The 20,425-nt window shown below is 71.0% G+C and carries 24 protein-coding genes; 15 read left to right on the top strand and 9 right to left on the bottom strand.

Annotated features, from left to right (window positions below):
- Nucleotides 1-29: 29 nt before the first annotated feature.
- Complete coding sequence (locus AQJ27_RS37865) at nt 30-830, top strand: CPBP family intramembrane glutamic endopeptidase (RefSeq protein WP_067379079.1); 801 nt, start codon at nt 30-32, stop codon at nt 828-830.
- Between the two features lie 79 nt (nt 831-909).
- Here AQJ27_RS37865 and AQJ27_RS37860 read toward each other — a convergent pair whose 3' ends face one another.
- Nucleotides 910-1,725, bottom strand: a complete 816-nt coding sequence (locus tag AQJ27_RS37860) for a PhzF family phenazine biosynthesis protein (protein ID WP_067379074.1) — start codon at nt 1,723-1,725, stop codon at nt 910-912.
- Nucleotides 1,726-1,900: 175 nt separating this feature from the next.
- Here AQJ27_RS37860 and AQJ27_RS53010 point away from each other — a divergent pair, with 175 nt between their 5' ends.
- Entirely contained in the window at nt 1,901-2,554 is a 654-nt protein-coding gene (locus AQJ27_RS53010; RefSeq protein WP_079065537.1) for a PadR family transcriptional regulator, read from the top strand.
- Between the two features lie 101 nt (nt 2,555-2,655).
- On the opposite strand, the gene AQJ27_RS37850 is transcribed toward AQJ27_RS53010, so the two are convergent.
- The gene (locus AQJ27_RS37850) at nt 2,656-3,084 is read right to left on the bottom strand and encodes a type II toxin-antitoxin system Rv0910 family toxin (protein ID WP_067379071.1); all 429 of its coding nucleotides are present in this window, start codon (nt 3,082-3,084) and stop codon (nt 2,656-2,658) included.
- Nucleotides 3,085-3,194: 110 nt separating this feature from the next.
- Nucleotides 3,195-3,383: a hypothetical protein gene (locus AQJ27_RS57540; RefSeq protein ID WP_201264393.1), complete on the bottom strand. Its 189-nt coding sequence runs from the start codon at nt 3,381-3,383 to the stop codon at nt 3,195-3,197.
- A gap of 210 nt (nt 3,384-3,593) precedes the next feature.
- Here AQJ27_RS57540 and AQJ27_RS37845 point away from each other — a divergent pair, with 210 nt between their 5' ends.
- The 3 genes from AQJ27_RS37845 to AQJ27_RS37835 all read left to right on the top strand — a co-directional run bounded on the left by AQJ27_RS37845 (nt 3,594) and on the right by AQJ27_RS37835 (nt 6,490).
- Nucleotides 3,594-4,223 (top strand): Clp protease N-terminal domain-containing protein, encoded by a 630-nt coding sequence (locus AQJ27_RS37845; RefSeq protein ID WP_235613707.1) that lies wholly within the window; start codon nt 3,594-3,596, stop codon nt 4,221-4,223.
- A gap of 46 nt (nt 4,224-4,269) precedes the next feature.
- Nucleotides 4,270-5,280, top strand: a complete 1,011-nt coding sequence (locus AQJ27_RS37840; RefSeq protein WP_067379067.1) for an EamA family transporter — start codon at nt 4,270-4,272, stop codon at nt 5,278-5,280.
- Between the two features lie 229 nt (nt 5,281-5,509).
- Nucleotides 5,510-6,490: a DMT family transporter gene (locus tag AQJ27_RS37835; RefSeq protein ID WP_067379065.1), complete on the top strand. Its 981-nt coding sequence runs from the start codon at nt 5,510-5,512 to the stop codon at nt 6,488-6,490.
- Between the two features lie 84 nt (nt 6,491-6,574).
- Here the strand turns inward: AQJ27_RS37835 and AQJ27_RS37830 are convergent, their stop codons facing one another.
- Nucleotides 6,575-7,264 carry a pyridoxamine 5'-phosphate oxidase family protein gene (locus AQJ27_RS37830; RefSeq protein WP_067379062.1) on the bottom strand — a complete coding sequence of 230 codons (690 nt, stop codon included), beginning with the start codon at nt 7,262-7,264 and terminating at the stop codon, nt 6,575-6,577.
- A gap of 35 nt (nt 7,265-7,299) precedes the next feature.
- Between AQJ27_RS37830 and AQJ27_RS37825 the strand changes: the two genes are divergently transcribed.
- Nucleotides 7,300-8,631, top strand: a complete 1,332-nt coding sequence (locus tag AQJ27_RS37825; protein WP_067379060.1) for an aminotransferase class I/II-fold pyridoxal phosphate-dependent enzyme — start codon at nt 7,300-7,302, stop codon at nt 8,629-8,631.
- A gap of 131 nt (nt 8,632-8,762) precedes the next feature.
- Here the strand turns inward: AQJ27_RS37825 and AQJ27_RS37820 are convergent, their stop codons facing one another.
- The gene (locus AQJ27_RS37820) at nt 8,763-9,698 is read right to left on the bottom strand and encodes a DMT family transporter (RefSeq protein WP_235613708.1); all 936 of its coding nucleotides are present in this window, start codon (nt 9,696-9,698) and stop codon (nt 8,763-8,765) included.
- Between the two features lie 74 nt (nt 9,699-9,772).
- Between AQJ27_RS37820 and AQJ27_RS37815 the strand changes: the two genes are divergently transcribed.
- The gene (locus tag AQJ27_RS37815) at nt 9,773-10,675 is read left to right on the top strand and encodes a LysR family transcriptional regulator (RefSeq protein WP_067379056.1); all 903 of its coding nucleotides are present in this window, start codon (nt 9,773-9,775) and stop codon (nt 10,673-10,675) included.
- 228 nt (nt 10,676-10,903) lie between these two features.
- Here AQJ27_RS37815 and AQJ27_RS37810 read toward each other — a convergent pair whose 3' ends face one another.
- Nucleotides 10,904-11,371, bottom strand: coding sequence for a pyridoxamine 5'-phosphate oxidase family protein (locus tag AQJ27_RS37810; protein WP_067379055.1), 468 nt, complete (start codon nt 11,369-11,371; stop codon nt 10,904-10,906).
- 153 nt (nt 11,372-11,524) lie between these two features.
- On the opposite strand from AQJ27_RS37810, the gene AQJ27_RS37805 reads away from it, so the two are divergent.
- On the top strand, nt 11,525-12,163 hold the full coding sequence (locus AQJ27_RS37805) for a cysteine hydrolase family protein (protein WP_067379054.1): 639 nt from the start codon (nt 11,525-11,527) through the stop codon (nt 12,161-12,163).
- A gap of 18 nt (nt 12,164-12,181) precedes the next feature.
- Here the strand turns inward: AQJ27_RS37805 and AQJ27_RS37800 are convergent, their stop codons facing one another.
- On the bottom strand, nt 12,182-12,673 hold the full coding sequence (locus AQJ27_RS37800) for a Rieske (2Fe-2S) protein (RefSeq protein ID WP_067379053.1): 492 nt from the start codon (nt 12,671-12,673) through the stop codon (nt 12,182-12,184).
- 197 nt (nt 12,674-12,870) lie between these two features.
- Between AQJ27_RS37800 and AQJ27_RS37795 the strand changes: the two genes are divergently transcribed.
- The 7 genes from AQJ27_RS37795 (at nt 12,871) to AQJ27_RS37765 (ending at nt 19,085) form a co-directional block, all read left to right on the top strand.
- Complete coding sequence (locus AQJ27_RS37795; RefSeq protein ID WP_067379052.1) at nt 12,871-13,635, top strand: HipA family kinase; 765 nt, start codon at nt 12,871-12,873, stop codon at nt 13,633-13,635.
- The gene (locus tag AQJ27_RS37790) at nt 13,632-14,015 is read left to right on the top strand and encodes a DUF3037 domain-containing protein (RefSeq protein WP_067379047.1); all 384 of its coding nucleotides are present in this window, start codon (nt 13,632-13,634) and stop codon (nt 14,013-14,015) included. Before AQJ27_RS37795 ends, AQJ27_RS37790 begins: the two co-directional genes overlap by 4 nt.
- Before the next feature lie 189 nt (nt 14,016-14,204).
- Complete coding sequence (gene fabG / locus AQJ27_RS37785) at nt 14,205-14,966, top strand: 3-oxoacyl-ACP reductase FabG (protein WP_054229082.1); 762 nt, start codon at nt 14,205-14,207, stop codon at nt 14,964-14,966.
- A gap of 16 nt (nt 14,967-14,982) precedes the next feature.
- Nucleotides 14,983-15,744 (top strand): SDR family oxidoreductase, encoded by a 762-nt coding sequence (locus tag AQJ27_RS37780; protein WP_067379045.1) that lies wholly within the window; start codon nt 14,983-14,985, stop codon nt 15,742-15,744.
- A 209-nt stretch (nt 15,745-15,953) separates the two neighbouring features.
- A complete protein-coding gene (locus AQJ27_RS37775; protein ID WP_067379044.1) occupies nt 15,954-17,534 on the top strand; it encodes an ABC transporter substrate-binding protein in 1,581 nt (526 codons plus the stop codon).
- Nucleotides 17,535-17,647: 113 nt separating this feature from the next.
- On the top strand, nt 17,648-18,331 hold the full coding sequence (locus tag AQJ27_RS37770) for a uracil-DNA glycosylase (RefSeq protein ID WP_067379039.1): 684 nt from the start codon (nt 17,648-17,650) through the stop codon (nt 18,329-18,331).
- A gap of 154 nt (nt 18,332-18,485) precedes the next feature.
- Nucleotides 18,486-19,085 (top strand): tetratricopeptide repeat protein, encoded by a 600-nt coding sequence (locus AQJ27_RS37765; protein ID WP_067379037.1) that lies wholly within the window; start codon nt 18,486-18,488, stop codon nt 19,083-19,085.
- Between the two features lie 22 nt (nt 19,086-19,107).
- On the opposite strand, the gene AQJ27_RS53005 is transcribed toward AQJ27_RS37765, so the two are convergent.
- Nucleotides 19,108-19,587 (bottom strand): hypothetical protein, encoded by a 480-nt coding sequence (locus AQJ27_RS53005; RefSeq protein WP_079065534.1) that lies wholly within the window; start codon nt 19,585-19,587, stop codon nt 19,108-19,110.
- A gap of 131 nt (nt 19,588-19,718) precedes the next feature.
- Nucleotides 19,719-20,231, bottom strand: a complete 513-nt coding sequence (locus AQJ27_RS37760) for a DinB family protein (protein WP_067379171.1) — start codon at nt 20,229-20,231, stop codon at nt 19,719-19,721.
- Nucleotides 20,232-20,425 lie beyond the last annotated feature (194 nt).

The raw sequence follows: 20,425 nt of genomic DNA, 5'->3' as shown, positions 1-20,425 counted from the left end.
GCGGCGGGATTACTCAACTGGAGGCGGGAGTGCAGGTGGAGGCGGGGTCGGTGGCCGATTCCTTTCCCGAGGAGCGGCTGACGCGACGGATTTTCCGGGACGAGACTTTGCTCGTCCTGGGCCTGTCGCTCGGGGCGAGCGGAGTGTCCGCGCTGATCAGCTTTGTCGGGTCGGTCACCAAACCGGGGGGTCTCAAGGACCAGGCGGCCACCCTCAACGCTTCGGCCGCGCCGGGTCGCCCCTGGCTCGATCTGGCCTGGCAGCTGTTCGGCATCGCGTCGGCCCTGGTCCCGGTCGCCCTGGTCGCGCACTTCCTGATGAGGGAGGGCAAGGGACTGCGTGTGATCGGGTTCGACCGTACGCGGCCCTGGCCCGACCTCGGGCGGGGGGCCGCGATCGCGGCGGTGATCGGTAGCACGGGCATCGCCTTCTACCTGGCGGCCCGGGGGTTCGGCGCCAACCTGACCGTGGTGCCGGAAGCGCTGCCCGACGTGTGGTGGAAGTACCCGGTCCTGATCCTGTCGGCCGTGCAGAACGCCGTACTGGAGGAGGTCATCGTCGTCGGGTACCTGCTGCGCCGGCTCGGGCAGCTGGGCTGGACGCCGGGGACCGCGCTGGTGGCGAGCGCGGTGCTGCGCGGCTCGTACCACCTCTATCAGGGCATCGGCGGCTTCATCGGGAACATGGCGATGGGCGTGGTCTTCGTCTACCTGTACCGGCGGTGGGGCCGGGTCGGACCGCTCGTGGTGGCGCACTCGCTGCTCGACATCGGGGCGTTCGTGGGATACGCGCTGCTGGCGGGGAAGGTGGGCTGGCTGCCGACCGCCTGAGCAGCGGCGTGAGCGGGTCCGAAAGGGGCGTACGAAGGTCTCGTACGCCCCTTTTTTGTACGGCTTTTTTCGTGCGCCGCTACGTGAGGAGCTCGCCTTCGATGACCGTGACCGCGTGGCCGGTGAGGAGCGTACGGTCGCCGCGCAGCTCGGTGCGGACGAGGCCGGAGCGCGGGGAGGCCTGCAGGCCGGTGAGGCCGGGGCGGCCGAGGCGCTCGGACCAGTAGGGCGCGAGGGCGGTGTGGGCGCTGCCGGTGACCGGGTCCTCGTCGATGCCGATGTTCGGGAAGAAGCAGCGCGAGACGAAGTCGTAGCCCTGGGAGGGGTCTTCGGCGCGGGCGGTCGCGATGATGCCGCGCTCGGAGTACCGGGCGAGGGCGCTGTGATCGGGGGTGAGTCCCCGGACCGTCTTCTCGTCGGCGACCTCGATCAGCAGGTCGCCGGTGTTCGGGCCGGTGTCGAAGGTCGTGAGCGGCTCGGCGCCCAGGGCCTCGGCGACGCCGTCCGGGACCTCGACCGGGGTGAGCGGAGCGGTGGGGAAGTCCAGCGTCAGGGAACCGTCCTCGTGGGGCGTGGCGACGAGTACGCCGCTGAGCGTGGCGAACCGCACCGGTCCCGTGTGGGCGCCCGTGGTGCGCAGGACGTGTGCGGTGGCGAGGGTCGCGTGCCCGCACATCGCGACTTCGGCGACGGGGGTGAACCAGCGCAGCGCCCAGTCGGCGTCGCCGCCCTCGGGGAGGCGGTGCGCGAACGCCGTCTCCGCGTGGTTGACCTCCAGGGCGACGCTCTGGAGCCGGCTGTCCTCGGGGAAGGTGTCGTGGTCGAGAAGGAGGACCCCGGCCGGGTTGCCCGTGAAGGGACGGTCGGTGAAGGCGTCGACGATTCGAATCCGCATGCCCCGACGCTAGCGGCCCGCGTGGACCGCGGGACAAGGCCAATTCCGTGGAGCTGGACCGATCGTGGCCGTCCGGCCCCCTGACCTGCCCGGACTCCCGAGCCTTGTCAGGCGAGCTATTCCGATATATCGTTGACGCATCGCGACCGATCAACGAACGAATGGAGTGAGGGCGATGCGTCCCCAAGGACAGGAATTTGGATTCGAACGTGGACATGGCCGACACGGTGGCCCCGGTCCGCGTGACCGTGGCCGCTTCGAAGGGCGGCGCGGGGCTTTCGGGCCCTTCGGGCCGGGTGGTCCGGGCGGTGGCCCCGGCGGCCCCGGGTTCGGCTTCGGGCCGGGCCCCTGGGGTGGCCGGCGCGGCGGCCGGGGCGGTCCGGGTGGCAGGGCGCGGCGCGGTGACGTGCGTGCGTCGATCCTGGCCCTTCTCAAGGACCGGCCCATGCACGGCTACGAGATGATCCAGGAGATCGCCGAGCGTAGCGGCGGGGCATGGAAGCCCAGCCCGGGTTCGGTCTACCCGACCCTCCAGTTGCTGGAGGACGAGGGCCTCATCGCCAGCGCGGCCGAGGGCGGCAAGAAGCTGTTCTCGCTCACCGACGAAGGCCGCGAAGCGGCCGAGGCGGGCCCCGAGGCGCCGTGGGAAGAGGCCGGGCGCGGGGTCGACTGGGAGACGCTGCACGAGATCCGGCAGGCCGGCTTCGGTCTCATGGAGGCCTTCGGCCAGGTCTGGAAGACCGGCAGCAAGGACCAGCGCGACAAGGCGCTGGCGGTCATCAACGAAGCCCGCAAGAAGCTGTACCTGATCCTCGCCGACGAGGACTGACGGGCATGCTGTGGTATCCGACGGCGCCCCGTGGAAGTGTTTCCGCGGGGCGCCTGTCCATGTACGGGGGCTGGGCGCGGGTCCCCGGCCAGGTGGGGGACTCAGGTCACCAGTCCGGCCAGCTTGCGCAGCGATTCGTTGAGAGCGGCCGTCGCCGAGTCCTTGAGCTTGCCCGCCATCAGCGAGACGGCCGCGCCGGTGAACTCCCCGTCGATCCGCACCGAGGTGGCGTCGCCGTCGGGGGTCAGGGTGTAGCGGGTGGCGACGGTCACCGCCATCGGACCCTTGCCGCGGATGGCCAGGGTGCGGGCGGGCTCCAGTTCCTCGATGGTCCACTCGACCTCGGCCGGGAACCCCATGAGCTTCATGTTCTCCTGGAAGGTGCCGCCGACCTCGAGTGAGGCGGGGCCGCCCTTGGGGAAGCTGGTGTGGGTCGAGTTCCACTCGCCGTACGAGGAGAAGTCCGTGAGCTGCGCCCAGACCTTCTCGGTAGGCGCCTCGATGCGTGCTTCCGCGCTGACTTCGGCCATGCGACCACCCCTTCGTGTCAGGCGCTGCGCACGGCGCAGCTACGGTGTCGCGGAACGTAGCCGCAGCCCTCGGAACATTCAATACTGATGAACCGTCAGGAATTGTGAACTCAGCCCACCTGGCGTATCACCGCCGCGTCGAACAGGTCCCACGCGCGCGGGAAGGGCCCCTCGTCGTGGCAGTGCCACGCTTCCCAGAACAGGTCGGCGAGCGGCGCATCCTCGGGGGCATAGACCCGGTACACGTACTGCCTGCCGTCGACCGCGGGGAGAGTCACCAGCCAGCACCTGCTCTCCATGCCACTGAGGGACGAGAGCCGAAGCGGAGCGGTTGCGCACGGGGCGCGAAGCAAGGCGGCGCGCGCCCTGGGGGGAGAACCTGGGGGAGAAACGGTGCGAAGTCATCCGTAGGGAGGAGAACGCACTCGCGGAAGCCCACCCTGTGTGGGACGTGAAGATGCTGCCCACCGAGGATGACCCGGGTCGCCGGGACTGATGGGGTAGGGGTTGTGCCACCGCGTATCCCCCAGCAACCGGCCGCCGAGAGCGGCTCCCACCGCACGGAACTCGATGCCAGGCTCGGTGCCGAGCTGGCGTCGGTGGTCTCCGGCGCACGCAGGCGGGCGCTGCGGGACGGCGACCGGCAGATCGACACCGCCCATCTGCTGCACTCACTGCTGGAGGCCGACCCCCAGGTGCGCGCCGTCTTCGACGGCGCCCCGCAGGTCGCCCGGCTGCTCGGCTATCTCGTGCAGCGCAGCATCGGCTACGGACTGCGCTGGCAGCGCGGCGTCGAGGACTCGGGGGCGGTTCCGGTCGTCGCCAAGGCGGACTGGTCGCGGGTCGCGGCCGAGGCGGGCTGGTCGCCGGTGGCGGCCGGAGCCATGGAGAGCGCGTGCGAGCGTGCCGAACGACGAGGTGACGAACGGGCCCGCTGTCTCGATCTGCTCGCCTCGATCGTCACCGATCCGCAGTCGCGGGCCGTCGAGGTCCTGCGGCGGGCCGGCGTGGACGCCCAGACGCTGCTTCTGCGCATCGAGAACGCCTTCGACGTCGAGGACGAGTTCGCGTGCGAGTTCCGCCTCGACTTCGAGACGTACGTCGGCGGTGGTGACCCGGGCTGCCAGTCCAGTCATTGAGACAGGTGCCATTGGGGGTGACGCTCATGTCTTCGCCTGTCATCATGTGCCGGTGCATACCTCTCAGGGCAGTCCGGACAACCGTGGGAAGGGCGTCGGGCTGGGCCTCGCGCTCGCGTCGGCGGTCGCCTTCGGCGGATCGGGTGTCGCGGCGAAGCCGCTGATCGAGGCAGGGCTCGACCCGCTCCACGTGGTGTGGCTGCGGGTCGCGGGCGCCGCGCTGGTGATGCTGCCGCTGGCCGTGCGCCATCGCGCTCTCGTACGGCGGCGTCCCGCTCTGCTCGTCGGGTTCGGGCTGCTCGCCGTGGCGGGCGTCCAGGCCTGCTACTTCGCCGCGATCTCCCGCATCCCCGTCGGTGTCGCACTGCTCGTCGAGTACCTGGCGCCGGCGCTCGTCCTCGGCTGGGTGCGGTTCGTGCAGCGCCGGCCCGTGACCCGCGCCGCGGCGCTCGGGGTCGTCCTCGCGGTCGGCGGGCTCGCCTGTGTCGTCCAGGTGTGGTCCGGACTGAGCTTCGACGTCGTCGGGCTGCTGCTCGCGCTGGGCGCGGCCTGCTGCCAGGTCGGTTACTTCGTCCTGTCCGACCAGGGCAGCGACGCGGGCGAGGAGGCACCGGACCCCCTCGGCGTCATCGCGTACGGCCTGCTCGTCGGCACCGTCGTGCTGACGGTCGTCGCACGTCCCTGGACCATGGACTGGTCGCTGCTCGGGGGCAGCGCGGACATGAACGGCACCTCCGTCGCCGCCTCCCTGCTGCTCGGCTGGATCGTGCTGATCGCGACCGTCGTCGCCTACGTCACCGGAGTGCTCTCCGTGCGCAGGCTCTCCCCGCAGGTCGCGGGCGTCGTGGCCTGCCTGGAGGCGGTCATCGCGACGGTGCTCGCCTGGGTCCTGCTCGGCGAGCATCTCTCGGCGCCGCAGATCGTCGGCGGTGCGGTGGTGCTGGTCGGAGCGTTCATCGCACAGTCGTCGGCGCCCTCGAAGCCCTCGGACGGGCCGGTCGCGAGCGGCGGGAGCGGCGCCGAAAGGGAGTTGTCGGCCCACGGGACCGCCGTCTAAGGTGCTGATCATGCCTTCGACGCTCGTTCTGCCGCCTCCGGCCGCCTGAGGCGGGCCCCGCGGAGTTCCCACCCGGCGTGGTGCCGGGTGGCACGGCGCTGCCCGCAGAAGAAGTCCGAGGACCTTCCCGTACGCCCCTGCCCGCTCGGCACGGGCTGCGACGTGGTCCTTCCCGAACTTCTGCGCGGCTGCCTTGTGCGCGGCCGCGCGTATCCGCGGAGAGAAACACGTGTCGCATACTGCTTCCGGCCTGCCCCTCGGGCGAGGCCTCCTCTATCTGATCGTCGCCGGTGCCGCCTGGGGCACCGCGGGCGCGGCCGCGTCACTGGTCTACCGGACCAGTGACATGGGGCCGATCGCCCTCTCCTTCTGGCGCTGCGCGGGCGGACTCGTGCTGCTGCTCGCCGTGCGCCTGCCGCGGCATCGGCGGTGGCGCCGACGGGTGGTACCGGCCGCCCGGGAGCCGCTCGGCCGCAAGGCGCTGCGGATCGGTGTCACGGGCCTTGGGCTCGCCGTCTTCCAGACCGCCTACTTCGCCGCGGTCGAGGCCACCGGACTCGCGGTGGCGACCGTGGTCACCCTCGGCGCCGGACCCGTGCTCATCGCCCTGGGTGCGCGACTGACCCTGGGGGAGCGGCTCGGGCGCGGCGGGAGTGCCGCCGTCGCCGGGGCGCTCGGCGGGCTCGGGGTGCTGGCGCTGGGCGGCGGGGGAGCCACGGTGCGGCCCTGGGGCGTCGCGCTCGCGGTCGTGTCCGCGGCCGGATACTCCACGATGACGCTGCTCACCCGGTGGTGGGGACGAGACGGCCGCGCCGACGGCTCCGGTACGACGGTGTGGACGTTCGCCGTCACCACCGTCTGCCTGCTGCCGCTCGGCCTGGCCGAGGGACTGGTCCCGCACACGGCCCGACCGGCTCATGTGCTGGTCCTGCTGATCTACATCGCCGCCGTCCCCACGGCGCTGGCCTACGCCCTGTTCTTCGCGGGCGCCGCCGTGGTCCGGTCCGCGACCGTTTCCGTGATCATGCTCCTGGAGCCGGTGAGCGCGGCCGTGCTGGCCGTCGGTCTGCTCGGCGAACGACTGACCATGACGACGCTCGCGGGCACCCTGTTGATGCTGGGTTCGGTCGCGGGGCTCGCGGTGGCCGAGGCGCGGAGCATCCGGGGCGACACACGGAGGGTGCACGAGGAGGAGCGGGCGCTCGTCTGAGGGATGCGGCAGGTGTGAGGCCTGAGGCCGCGGCGCCGGGGGGTGACCCCACCCGGCGCTTCGGCTGCCTCGGCTGCCCCGTCGTCACAGGGTCGCGAGGTAGTCGGGGAGCTCGATGCCGGGGGCCAGGTCGTCGGCGGGGATCGGGGTGCCGTGTCCCTTGGTGAGGGGGACGATCCCGGTCCAGTGGGGGAGGGCGAGGTCCTCCGCGTCGTCGTTCGCGCCACCGGTGCGCAGCTTCGCGGAGACCTCGTTCAGGTCGAGGCGGATCACGGCGGTGGCGGCCAGCTCCTTGGCGTTGGCAGGGCGTGAGTCGTACGAACGGCCCGGGACGACCTGGTCGACCAGCGCGTTCAGGGCCTCCCGCTTCTCGTCCGGGTCCGTCACCTGGTGGGCCACGCCGTGCACCACCACGGAGCGGTAGTTCATCGAGTGGTGGAAGGCGGAGCGGGCCAGGACCAGAGCGTCGACATGGGTCACGGTCAGGCAGACGGGCAGTCCGGGGTCGGCCTGACCGGTCATGCGCAGCGGGCGCGAACCCGTCGAGCCATGGACGTAGAGGCGCTCGCCGACCCGCCCGTAGAGGGTGGGGAGCACGACCGGGGCGCCGTCCCGGACGAAGCCGAGGTGGCAGACGTACCCCTCGTCGAGTATCGCGTGGACCAGCTCGTGGTCGTACGCGGCGCGCTCCTTGGAACGGGTGGGGACGGTGCGATCGGTCGGGGTGTAGGCGGCGGGCCGCGTCGTCCCGGGCTGAGTGCTCGTCTCCGACATTGCGTTCTCCATTGCACTAGTGCATAATCTTCTTTGTGCTAGAAGAGTATCGGATCGAAGGGCGTCGCGCAGCGGACATTTCCGCGAGCGTCGAGCGTGCGGTGGGCAGCGGGGACCTCGAACCGGGGCAACTGCTGCCGCCGATGCGGGAGTTGGCGGAGCGGCTCGGGGTGAATCCCAACACCGTCGCCGCCGCCTATCGCACCCTGCGTGAACGCGGGGTGATCGAGACCGCGGGGCGGCGGGGCAGCCGGATCCGCTCGAAGCCCGCCACGACGGGACGCGACTACATCCGGGTCGAGGTGCCGGAGGGCGTGCGGAACGTGGCCGACGGCAACCCCGACCCGGCACTGCTGCCCTCCCTCGCCGAGGCGTTCGCGGCAGCGGCCGGACGGTCGGACCGGGATCCCGTGATGTACGGGGAGGCCGCCGTCGAGGCGGAGCTGGAGCGACTCGCGCGCGCCGACCTCGACGCGGACGGTGTGCCCGACGGGCCCGTCGTCGTCACCTCCGGATCGCTCGACGCCATCGAGCGCGTGCTGGCGGCTCATCTCAAGCCCGGGGACGCCGTCGCCGTCGAGGATCCCGGCTGGGGCAGCGTGTTCGACCTCGCCCCGGCGCTCGGGCTGCGCACGGTCGCGGTACGCGTCGACGACGAGGGCCCGGTCCCCGACGACGTACGCCATGCCCTGGAGGCCGGTGCCCGCGCGCTGATCGTCACGGACCGGGCGCAGAACCCGACCGGCGCCGCGGTGGGCGCCGCACGGGCGCGTGCCCTGCGTTCCGTGCTGAAGGAACACCCGGACGTCCTGCTCGTCGAGGACGACCACGGGCATCGGATCGTCGACCTGCCGCTGCACCCGCTGGCCGGGGTGAGCCGCAACTGGGTCTTCGTACGCTCCGTCGCCAAGGCCTACGGCCCCGACCTGCGGCTGGCCGTCCTCACCGGGGACCCCGTCACCATGGACCGGGTGCACGGGCGGCAGCGGCTGGGGCCCGGCTGGGTGAGCCATCTGCTGCAACGGGCGGTCGCGCACCTGTGGGCGAACGGCGCGGTGGACGTCACGGCCGTGGCGGCGGCGTACGGGCGGCGCCGGGACGCGCTGATCGACGCTCTGAAGCGGCGTGGCGTCGAGGCGTACGGGCGCAGCGGGATGAACGTGTGGATCCCCGTCCCGGACGAGACGGGAGCGGTCGCGCGGTTGCTGCACGCCGGCTGGGCGGTCGCGCCCGGGGCGCGCTTCCGGATGAGCGCGCCGCCCGGGATACGGATCACCGTCTCGACTCTGACCCAGGACGACATCGAGCCGCTGGCGGACGCCGTCGCCTCCGCCGTCGGACCGGCGCCCGTACGCGGGTACGTGTGAGTCGGTCCGTATGCGGTTACGTCTGAGTCGGTCCGTATGCGGTTACGTCTGAGTCGGTCCGTATGCGGTTACGTCTGAGTCGGTCCGTACGCGGTTACGTCTGAGTCGGTCCGTACGCCGTGAGGGCGCGGTCAGCGGCGCGGCCCGGCCTGGGTGAGCGCGGCGCCGGCGAGGACGATCACCGCGCCGACCGGCGTGGACCAGCTCAGCGACTCGCCGAGGATCGCGACGCCCGCGGCGGTGGCGATCACCGGGATGAAGTACGTGACCATCTGGGCCGTCGTCGGGCCGACCTCGGCGACGATGCCGTACTGGACGAGCATGGCCAGGCCCGTGCCGAGGGCCCCCAGAGCGGCGATCGCGAGCAGCGGGACGACCGGGAAGTGGCTCGGCAGCGCGGTGAACAGCGGGGTGACGAGGGCCAGTTGGACAGTGGCGAGCAGCAGTTGGGCGCCGGTCATCGACAGATGCGAGTGGCCGGTGCCGGCCAGGGTGCGCCGGACGTAGATCCAGCCGATCGGGTAGCTCAGCGAGGCCAGCAGGGCCATCAGCGTGCCCGTGGCGTCCAGGCCGTGGAAGCCCTGCCAGACACCGAGGACCGTCAGGACGCCGAGAAAGCCGATGCCGAGACCGGCGACCCTGCGCCGGGTCGGACGGTCCTCGGAGAGGGCGACCAGGGACAGGGCCATGCCCCACAGGGGTGAGGTCGCGTTGCAGATGCCCGCGAGCGTGGACGGGATCGTCAGCTCGGAGTAGGCGAACAGCGAGAACGGCAGCGCGTTGAGCAGGAAGGCCGCGACCGTGAGATGACCCCAGGTGCGGGCCCCGCGCGGCAGCCGCTCCCGCTTCACCGCCATCGCCGCCGCGAGCACCGCCGTCCCGAACAGCAGCCGTCCGAAGGTGACTTGGAACGGCGCGTAGCCCTCCGTGCCGACCTTGATGAGCAGGAAGCTGAAACCCCAGATCAGCGAGAGTGCGCCGAAGCGGATCCGCCAGTCGAGGGCGGTGCGACGGCGGGGGGTCGCGGCGGTGGGGGTGTCGGTTCGGGGAGTGGTCACGGCGCTCATGGTCGTAACGATGAGGCAGACGATCTCGTAGCACAAGCGAGATTTTTCGAGCGGTATTTCGTAGCATTGCTTACATGTTGAATCTGGAGCGTCTGCGCACCCTCGACGCCCTCGCCCGGCACGGCTCGGTGAGCGGCGCGGCCGAGGGGCTGCACGTCACGACGTCGGCCGTCTCCCAGCAGATGTCCAAGCTGGAGCGCGAGGTGGGGCAGCAGCTGCTCGCCAAGAACGGGCGCGGGGTGCGTCTCACGGATGCCGGGCGGCTGCTCGCCGAGCATGCCGCGCGCATCCTGTCGCAGGTCGAGCTCGCCCAGTCCGACCTGGAGGCCCAGCGCGGTCAGGTCGTCGGTGAGCTGCGGCTCTCCGCCTTTCCGACCGCCGCGCGCGGGCTGTTTCCCACGGCGCTCGCCGCGCTGCGCGCCGATCACCCCGGGCTGCGGGTGCGCTCCAGCGAGCTGGAGCCCGAGGCCGGGGTCGCCGGCGTGATCCGGGGCGACCTCGATCTGGCGGTGGTGCTCGACTGGTACAACAAGCCGATGCCGCTGCCCGACGGCCTGGTCAAGGCCCCGATCCTCGACGACCCGGCCGACGTGGCGATGCCGGTCGGCCACCGGCTCGCGGACCGCGCGGAGGTCGACCTCGGCGACTTCGCCGACGACGAGTGGATCACCTGGGGCGAGGGCGAGTTCTGCCACGAGTGGCTGATGTTCACGTTGCGCTCCCGGGGCGTCGAGCCGCACATCGGCCATCGCGCCGCCGAGACGCACACCCAGCTCGGCCTGGTCGCCGCGGGGCTCGGCGTCTGCATCGCGCCGTTGCTCGGGCGCCGTCCGATGCCGGACGGAGTCGTCACGGTGCCGCTGCGGCAGGCCGTCCGGCGGCATGTCTACGTGATCTGGCGCGCGGACGCCGACCGCCGCCCGTCGATCAGAGCGGCGGTCGCGGCGCTGCGGGCGGCGGGGGAGAGCGTCGGCTGAGCGGCGACCTGGGGCGGTGACCTGGGCGGTGACCTGGGCGGTGGCGGGGCGGCGGCTGCGCGGCCGGTTGCCGTGGTGGCTCGCGGGCGTCTCGCGGTGGGGAGAGCTTGCGGACGTCCCGCAGGGGAGCGGGTGCCCTGCGGAGACCGGGGCTTGCGGTGGCCCCACGACGCCGCCGCCTCACGGAGTCGCGACGCCGCCGACTCGCGGGTCCCCACCGTTCCGTTTCTAGAGCGGCGGCAGCTTGCGGAAGTCCCAGGAGGCGATGGCTGTCGGCGTCAGCCGGGCCCACGCGTGGCGGCCGTCGTGCGGCATTTCCTCCAGGCCGAAGTTCTTGCGGGCGAACAAGGTCTCGGGGACGTCGAGTTCGGCGCACAGCTCCCCGGTGCGGGGGACCTCGCCCACGAACTCCACCGCGCCGGACAGCTCGACGCCGCGCAGCTCCCCGTAGTCCTCGCCGGTGTCGATCACCACCGCGACCCGCGGGTCGCGGCTCAGCTCCGTCCAGCGCTTGCTGCGTACCACGGAGTACAGCCACAACGAGGTGCCGTCCCAGACGAACCAGAGCGCGCTCACATGCGGGGCCCCGTCCTTCGACACCGTGGCGACGCGGCAGGTGCGCTGGGTGGTGAGGAACTCGTCCAGCTCGCCGGGGGTCATCATGATCTTCCGACCCCTGCGCTGAGTGACGGTCATGCGGTCACCTCTTCTTTCATGTCGACCTGGTGCGTCGATCTTCTGTGTCGACAGAGATCCTCTGACTGTGCGTCAGAAAAGCATGGGCCGTCTTCCGTCCTTGCGCAATGCTCGTTACGCTCGCCCGCCCGACCCTCGACGACAAGGGGAGTCATGCCGTCGCGTGAACAGCTCAGCACACTCCTCGACCCGGACGGGACCGTTCTGCTGACCGTGGAGTGCCAGCAGGGTGTCGTCGGCCCGGACAGCGCACTGCCCGAACTCGCCAAGGAGGCCCGGTCGTCGGGGGCGCTCGCGAACATCGCCCGGCTGGTGGCCGGTGCCCACCGCGGCGGCGTCCAGGTGATCCACGCGATCGCCGAGCGACGGCCCGACGGGCGGGGCGCCAACCGCAACGCCCGCCTGTTCCGCGCGGCCGAACGGCTGCCCGTGCGACAGCTGTCGGGCACCACCGCGGTCCGCGTCGCGCCGCCGATCGAGGTCGCCGAGGAGGACTTCGTCGTACGTCGCCTGCACGGCCTGTCCCCCCTCGCGGGCACCGACGTCGACGCGCTGCTGCGCAACCTGGGCTGTCGCACCCTCGTCGTGACCGGAGTCTCCGCCAACGTGGCCGTCCCCAATACCGTGTTCGACGCCGTGAACCGCGGCTACAACGCCGTGGTGCCCGCGGACGCGATCGCGGGGGTGCCCTCCGACTACACCCCCGCGCTGATCCGCAACACGCTCGCCCTGGTCGCCACGATCACGGCGACCGACGACGTGCTGGCCTGCTTCGAGAGGCCGCGCCGCTGAGGCGCGGCCCCGGCCGCGTCACGCGAGCTTGATCGAGTCCCCGTCCACGGTGATGTTGGCGGCGGCCAGCGGCTGCGTCGCGGGCCCCTTCTTCACGCTGCCGTCGGTCGCGGAGAACTGGCTGTTGTGGCACGGGCAGGTGATCACGTTGTCGGCGATGCCCTTCACCGCACAGCCCTGGTGGGTGCACTTGGAGGAGAAGGCCTTGTACTGGCCCGGGGTCGGCTGGGTGACGACGACGCCCTGGGCCTCGAAGACCTTGCCGCCGCCCTCCGGGATGTCGGTGGTCTTCGCGAGGACCGTGCCGCCCGCGTTGCCCGCCGCGGCGTTGTCGCCCCCGCCCGTACCCCCGCTGCTCGCGCCGGAGCCGGAGGTGGAGCTGGTGGAGCCGGAGGACTTGTTGTCCGACCCGCACGCGGTCAGCGCGACGGCGAGTCCCGCCGTGCCGACCGCCGCCACGACGGTGCGGCGGGCCGGGGCCGGAACGGGGTGAAGCGATTCGCTGGTCATGCTGACATTCCCTTCAACGGACGTGATGGTGATCCGTACAGAGGTACGGTCCGCCCGTCTGCCCTGTTCAGGAGCTGAGGAGTTCTTGACCGAATCGACAGCGCCTCGACAGCCGCGCCGATCCGGTCGGGACACCGCCGCCGCGGGCGCCCACGGGTCGCGTCCGGCGGCTGTGACCACCCCAGTAGCCTGGGGCGATGCTCAAGGAAGTCATCGTGACCCGCTACATCACGCCGCTGCGTGAGGGCGGCTCGCTGCCGGGGCTCGTCGAGGCCGACGATCTCGGGACGTACGTCATGAAGTTCACCGGCGCGGGGCAGGGGCGCAAGACGCTCGTCGCGGAGGTCGTCTGCGGTGAACTCGCCCGCCGGCTCGGCCTGCGCGTGCCCGGCCTGGTGACTCTCGGCCTGGACCCGGTCCTGGGGCTCGGGGAGCCGGACCAGGAAGTGCAGGAGCTGCTCAAGTCGAGCGGCGGACCGAACCTCGGGATGGACTTCCTCCCCGGCGCGATCGGCTTCGACTCCCTCGCCTTCGAGGTGAGCCCCGAGGAGGCCGGGCGGATCGTCTGGTTCGACGCGCTGGTCAACAACGTCGACCGTTCCTGGCGCAACCCCAATCTGCTGATGTGGCACGGCGACCTGTGGCTCATCGACCACGGCGCCACCATGATCTGGCACCACCACTGGCCGGGCGCGGCGACCTCCGCGGCCAAGCCCTACGACGCCTCCGACCACGCGCTCGCGCCCTTCGGTCCGGACATCGCCTCCGCCGCGGCCGAGCTGGCACCGCTGGTGACCGAGGACCTGCTGGCCGAGGTGACCGCGGAGATCCCCGACGCGTGGCTGGCCGACGAACCCGGCTTCGACTCGCCGGACGCCCTGCGGCGTGCCTACGCGCAGCCGCTGCTGGCGCGGGCCGGTGCGATCGAGGGACGCATCAAGGGCTTCGAGGGGGACAAATGAGCGAGCGGGACGTCTTCGAGTACGCGCTGCTGCGCGTGGTGCCGCGGGTCGAGCGCGGCGAGTGCTTCAACGCGGGCGTACTGGTGTACTGCCGCGCCAAGTCCTTCGTCGGAGTGCGCACCCATCTGGACGAGACCAAGCTGCTGGCCCTGGACCCGGAGGCCGACGTGGCCGGCGTACGGGCCGCGCTGCGGGCGGTCGAGGGAGTCTGTGCGGGTGGCAAAGCTGCAGGTCAGGCCGCTGGTGACGACGCCGGGCGGCGTTTTCGCTGGCTGATCGCGCCCCGTTCGACGGTCGTGCAGCCGGGGCCCGTGCACACCGGACTCACCGCCGATCCGCAGGCGGAGACGGAGCGGTTGCTCCAGTTGCTGGTCAGGTAATGGATCACACCCGCGTGGTGTGCCGTTGACACCGGGTGCCAGGGCTTCTAGCGTCACGTCTACCGAAGGTACTAAGCGGTCGCTCACTGGACGGGCGTACCGTGTGAGCCGCAGGACATTCCAGCGCGGGACATTCCACCGCAGGGCATTTCAAGCCGCAGGGCTTTTCAAGGGCGAGGAGAACCAGCAATGTCCACCACTGAGCAGCGTGTCGCCGTAGTCACCGGTGCCGCGCGCGGCATCGGCGCCGCGACCGCCGTACGACTGGCCGCCGAGGGCCGCGCCGTCGCGGTGATCGACCTCGACGAGGCCGCGTGCAAGGACACCGTCGAGAAGATCACCGCCGCCGGTGGCAAGGCCCTCGCGGTCGGCTGCGACGTCTCCGACGAGGCCCAGGTCGAGGCCGCGGTCGCGCGGATCGCCGAGGAGCTCGGTGCGCCGACCGTCCTGGTGAACAACGCGGGCGTGCTCCGCGACAACCTGCTGTTCAAGATGGCCGCGTCCGACTGGGACACGGTCATGAACGTGCACCTGCGCGGCGCCTTCCTGATGGCCAAGGCCTGCCAGAAGTACATGGTGGACGCCAAGTTCGGCCGGATCGTCAACCTGTCGTCGTCCTCGGCGCTCGGCAACCGCGGCCAGGCCAACTACTCCGCCGCCAAGGCCGGTCTCCAGGGCCTCACCAAGACCCTCGCCATCGAGCTCGGCAAGTTCGGCGTCACCGCCAACGCCGTCGCGCCCGGCTTCATCGCCACCGACATGACGGCGGCCACCGCCGAGCGCGTGGGCATGGGCTTCGAGGACTTCCAGGCCGCGGCCGCCACCCAGATCCCCGTGCAGCGCGTCGGCAACCCCGACGACATCGCCAACGCGATCGCCTTCTTCACCGGCGAGGCCGCCGGATTCGTCTCCGGCCAGGTCCTGTACGTGGCCGGCGGACCGCTCAACTGACGCCGGAGGGCACGACATGACCACACTTCCCGAACTCTCCGGCAAGGTCGCGCTCATCACGGGCGCGAGCCGCGGCATCGGCTACGGCGTCGCGGAGGCCCTCGTCGCGCGCGGTGACCGCGTGTGCATCACGGGCCGCAACGAGGACGCCCTGAAGGAGGCCGTCGAGGCACTCGGTGCCGACCGCGTCATCGGCGTCGCCGGCAAGGCGCACGACCTGGCCCACCAGGCCACGGTCGTCGAGCGCACCATGGAGGCCTTCGGCCGCGTCGACTACCTGGTCAACAACGCCGGTACGAACCCCGTGTTCGGCCCGATGGCCGACCTGGACCTGGACGTGGCACGCAAGGTCTACGAGACCAACGTCATCTCGGCGCTCGGCTTCGCCCAGCTGACCTGGAAGGCCTGGCAGAGCGAGAACGGCGGCGCGATCGTCAACATCGCGTCCGTCGCCGGCATCGCCCCCTCGCCCTTCATCGGCGCGTACGGCATGAGCAAGGCCGCCATGATCAACCTGACCGTGCAGCTGGCGCACGAGTTCGCGCCCAAGGTGCGGGTCAACGCGATCGCGCCCGCCGTCGTCAAGACCAAGTTCGCGCAGGCCCTGTACGAAGGCCGGGAGGCGGAGGCGGCCGCCGCCTACCCGCTCGGCCGACTCGGTGTGCCCTCCGACATCGGAGGCGCCGCCGCCTTCCTCACCTCGTCGCAGTCGGACTGGGTCACCGGTCAGACGCTCGTCGTCGACGGCGGCATCTTCCTGAACGCAGGAGTGGGCTGACCGGAGTCCCGAGACGGGACGAACGGAGCATCGACGCGGGCGCTGATGGACGAAATCGGCGCTCGCGTCGACGTATGAAGACGTACAGCCAAATGACAACGTAGTCACAAACGCGCTGATCAAGTGCCCTGCCGGGAACACGGATCCACCGGTGTGGCGCTGCGGTATGGTCTGCCGACCCTTGGTACGGCAGATCGAGGAGCGTGCGCGTGTTCAACCGGAACCCATGCCTGCGGCAACTGGCGGCGGTCACGTCCATCGCCCTGGTGGCCGGGTGCGGCGTCCTGTCCTCGGCGTCGTCCGACGACAAGGGACCGATCGTCGTGGGCACCACCAGTGCCCCGAGCACGCTGGATCCGGCCGCCTCCTGGGACGGCTCCTGGGAACTGTTCCGCAACATCTACCAGACGCTGCTGAGCTACCCCTCCGGGGCCACCATGCCCGAGCCCGACGCCGCCCAGAGCTGTGGGTTCGCGGACACCTCGAACCTCGTGTACCGCTGCAAGCTGCGCGCCGACATGAAGTTCTCCGACGGTGACACGCTGGACGCCCGGGCCGTCAAGTACTCGATCGACCGGATCAAGAAGATCAATGTGCCCGGCGGCCCCGCCGGCCTCCTCGGCAGCCTCGACCGGATCCAGGTACTGAACGCGCGCGAACTCGTCTTCCACCTGAACAAATCGGACGCGACCTTCCCGTTCGTCCTCGCCACCCCGGCCATGTCGATCGTCGACCCCGACGACTACCCCGCGCACTCGCTGCGCAAGGACGGCAAGGTCTTCGGGTCCGGGCCGTACAGCCTGCGCTCCTACGAGGACGGCAAGCAGGCCGAACTCGTCAGGAACGACCGCTACAAGGGCTTCGCCGAGCTCAAGAACGACGCGGTCACGATCCGCTACTTCCAGGACTCGGGGCAGATGGTCGACGCCCTCAAGGACAAGAAGATCGACGTCACGTTCCGCGGCCTGGCCTCCAAGGACATCGTCTCGCTGCGGACCAAGGGAGCGGACAACGGACTTCAGCTCGTCGAGGGCGCGGGCATGGAGATCAGCTACCTGGTGTTCAACCCGAAGGATCCGTGGGCCAAGAAGCTCGCGGTGCGCAAGGCGATCGCCCAGGTCGTCGACCGTGCGGCGATCGCGCACAAGGTCTACAAGGACACGGTCGACCCGCTGTACTCCATGGTCCCCGCAGGCCTGACCGGTCACACCACGGGCTTTTTCGACGACTACGGGGACCCCAGTTCCTCCAAGGCCCGGCAGATCCTCTCGGAGGCGGGCATCACCGAGCGCGTCCCCCTCACCCTCTGGTACACCACGGACCGCTACGGCTCCGAGACCGCCCCTGAGTTCCAGGAGATCAAGAGGCAGCTCGAGGAGTCCGGTCTGTTCCGCGTGTCGCTCAACGGGCGCCCCTGGAAGACGTACGAGGAGGGCTACCGCAAGGGCGAGTACCCGGTGTTCGGGCGCGGCTGGTTCCCGGACTTCCCGGACGCCGAGAACTTCATCGCGCCCTTCGTGGGCGAGCAGAACGCGCTCGGCACGCCCTATCCGGCGCCCCGGATCACCGACACCCTGCTGCCCGCCTCGCGCCGTGAGAGCGACCGTGGAGCGGTGGTCAAGGAGTTCGAGGCGGCCCAGCAGATCCTCGTCGACGACGCACGGCTGCTGCCGCTGTGGCAGGGCAAGCAGTTCGTGGCGGCGAGCGAGGAGATCTCGGGCGGGGAGCAGGCCCTGGACCCTTCGACGATCATGATGATGTGGGAGCTGCACCGCAAGACCAGCTGGTAGGGCACGGGCAGGACCCGGCGGGTGGCGGGGTCCTACGGGGTGCGGAGCCGAATGTCAGTGGTCGCCTGTAGGTTCTGAGACCTGGAAGTGACCGCACATCGGAGGAACTTGACGTGACCGACACCGCCATGCTGCCCGAGTCCTGGCGCGGCGTCCTGGGTGACGAACTGCAGCAGCCCTACTTCAAGGAACTCACCGAGTTCGTCGAGGAGGAGCGCGCCGCCGGTCCCGTCTACCCTCCGCGCGAGGAGGTCTTCGCGGCACTGGAGGCGACTCCGTACGAGCGGGTGAAGGTGCTGATCCTCGGCCAGGACCCGTACCACGGCGAGGGCCAGGGCCACGGCCTGTGCTTCTCGGTCCGCCCGGGGGTGAAGACCCCGCCCTCGCTGCGCAACATCTACAAGGAGATGAAGGAGGAGCTGGGCACCCCGATCCCGGACAACGGCTATCTGATGCCGTGGGCCGAGCAGGGCGTCCTGCTGCTGAACGCGGTGCTGACCGTGCGCTCCGGTGAGGCCAACTCGCACAAGGGCAAGGGCTGGGAGAAGTTCACGGACGCGGTGATCCGTGCCGTGGCCGACCGGCCCGACCCGGCGGTCTTCGTCCTGTGGGGGAACTACGCGCAGAAGAAGCTCCCGCTCATCGACGAGAAGCGGCACATCGTGGTGAAGGGCGCGCACCCGTCGCCGCTCTCCGCGAAGAAGTTCTTCGGCTCCCGCCCCTTCACACAGATCAACGAGGCGGTCGCCGGGCAGGGCCACGAGCCGATCGACTGGCGGATTCCGAACCTCGGCTGATCCAGGACCGGGACCGGAAGCGGCCCGGGCCGGCCGAGAGGCGTCCGGTCCGGCCGTCACCGGGGCGGCTCAGTGGTGTCCGGGGGCGCCTGAGCGGCATTGTCAGTGTGTCCGGTTAGCGTCGGAAGGGACAGCGACGAGCCTGGAGGACGCGGTGGCGGAGCAACAGGAGCAGGCGGCGCCGGACGCCATGATGACCCGGATCGGACAGGTCGTCATGCTGCACCACGGTGGCGACCGTGAGGAGGCTCGGGGGCGTTTCCTGGACCTGTGGGGGGAGATCGGTGAGGACGGTGACCCCCTGCACCGCTGCACCCTGGCGCACTACCTGGCGGACACGCAGGACGACCCCGCGGACGAACTGGCCTGGGACCTGCGGGCGTTGTCGGCGGCCGACGAACTCACCGACGGCGACGTCGCCGAGCGCCAGCGGTCGCTCGCGGCGCGCGCGTTCTACCCGTCGCTGCATCTGAACCTGGCGGCCGACTATGTGAAACTCGGCCGCTCCGAAGCCGCCCGCAGCCATCTGCGCCGCGCACGAGGCGCGGCCGGAGCCCTCGGGAACGACCGTTACGGGGACGGCGTACGCGCGGCGATCGGCCGTCTGGAGCTGAGACTCGACGGGGCGGGCCCGTCGCACGGAGGGCCGGGGGAGGACCCCGGCGCCGTCGAGGGGCCCGGCACCGTCGAGCGGCCCGGTCCCTTCGGCGGGTCCGGAGGGGAGACCCTCGGGCCGCCGAGACAGCGCCCCTAGATCCTGCGGACACCGGCCGCGGTCAATGCCCGTACGACCCCTTGCAGATGACCGCCTCCGGGCTGTCCGCCTTCCAGCCTCCGTATTTCCGGCCGAGGGCACACACGTCCGTGTCGCTCGGCTGACCAGGGGCGGCGGGCGGGACGTCGGTGCGGGGGGCGGGCCGATGGGGCTGTGGGTGGGGGTGAGGCTGCGGGTGTGGGTGATAGGCGCCCGGGTGACGCGCAGGGGCCTGCGGGGCGACGGGCGCCGGGACGGGCGTACGGTGCCTCGCCGGAGCGCTCGGTGACGGCTTCCGGGACGGCCCGATGAGTTCCAGCGCCTCGCGCGCCGGCGCCTGCACGACCTGCGGCCCGGCCTTGCCGTCGGGACTCGGCGGCGACGGCCGGGACGGCGCGATCGGCGGGGCGGGAGCGGGCGGTCGCTGGACGGTCACACAGCCGGAGAGCGCGGCGGTGGCCACGGTGACCAGGAGCGTTGCGGCGGTCGTCGTTCGATGCACCCGCTCAACTCTGCTGCGTCCGGCCCGCTTTGGGGAGCTGACAAGCGGAGGTTGCCCCACACGGGTGATCCTTCCGCTCCTGCGGAGGGCGCCGGTGTCCGCAAGGTGACCCGACGCCGAATCCCCGTGCCTCACTCACCCGTGGCGCCGTCGATCCGCTCCCGGATCAGATCCGCGTGACCGTTGTGACGCGCGTACTCCTCGATCATGTGGGTGTAGATCCACCGCAGGTTGATGGGGTCCTCGGTGAACTTGCTCCTGCCCTCGCCGGCGTCGTCCAGCGTGAAACGAGCCGCGTTGCGCCGGGCGATCCCGATCTCGGCCTGCCAGGTGGCGTACGCCTCGTCCCAGGTGTCCGCGTCGGTGAGATGGAACTCTCCGTCCCGGTCCTCCTCGCTGTAGTAGATCGGCCCCGGATCGTCGCCCACCAGAACCTTGCGGAACCAGCCACGCTCCACCTCCGCCATGTGCCGCACCAGACCGAGCAGGGACAACTCGGAGGGCTCGACCGAGGCGGTCTTGAGCTGGGCGTCGTCGAGGCCCGCGCACTTCATCTCCAGGGTCTCGCGGTGGTAGTCGAGCCAGCCCTCCAGCATGGACCGTTCGTCGGCGTCGGTGGCGGGTTCGGTGCGCTGCTTCGTCATGCCCGCATTTTCGTCGAGCGCACGGCCGTTCACCAGGGATTTTCCCGCACCACGACTGTCGCCGGGCCCCTGCCCGCCTTCCGCGGCGGCCGGGCCGCGCTGTTCCCGCGGAGCTTCGACGGCATCCTCGACCGGCGGCCGCCGCAGCGGCCGTATGCTTCCGGCGAGGCCCGCGTCGCAACTGAAGGAGACCC

This window comes from Streptomyces olivochromogenes (assembly GCF_001514115.1).
Taxonomy (GTDB): Bacteria; Actinomycetota; Actinomycetes; order Streptomycetales; family Streptomycetaceae; genus Streptomyces; species Streptomyces olivochromogenes.
Note: the sequence above shows the minus strand (reverse complement) of the source record. Positions and strands in the feature narration are given on the sequence as shown.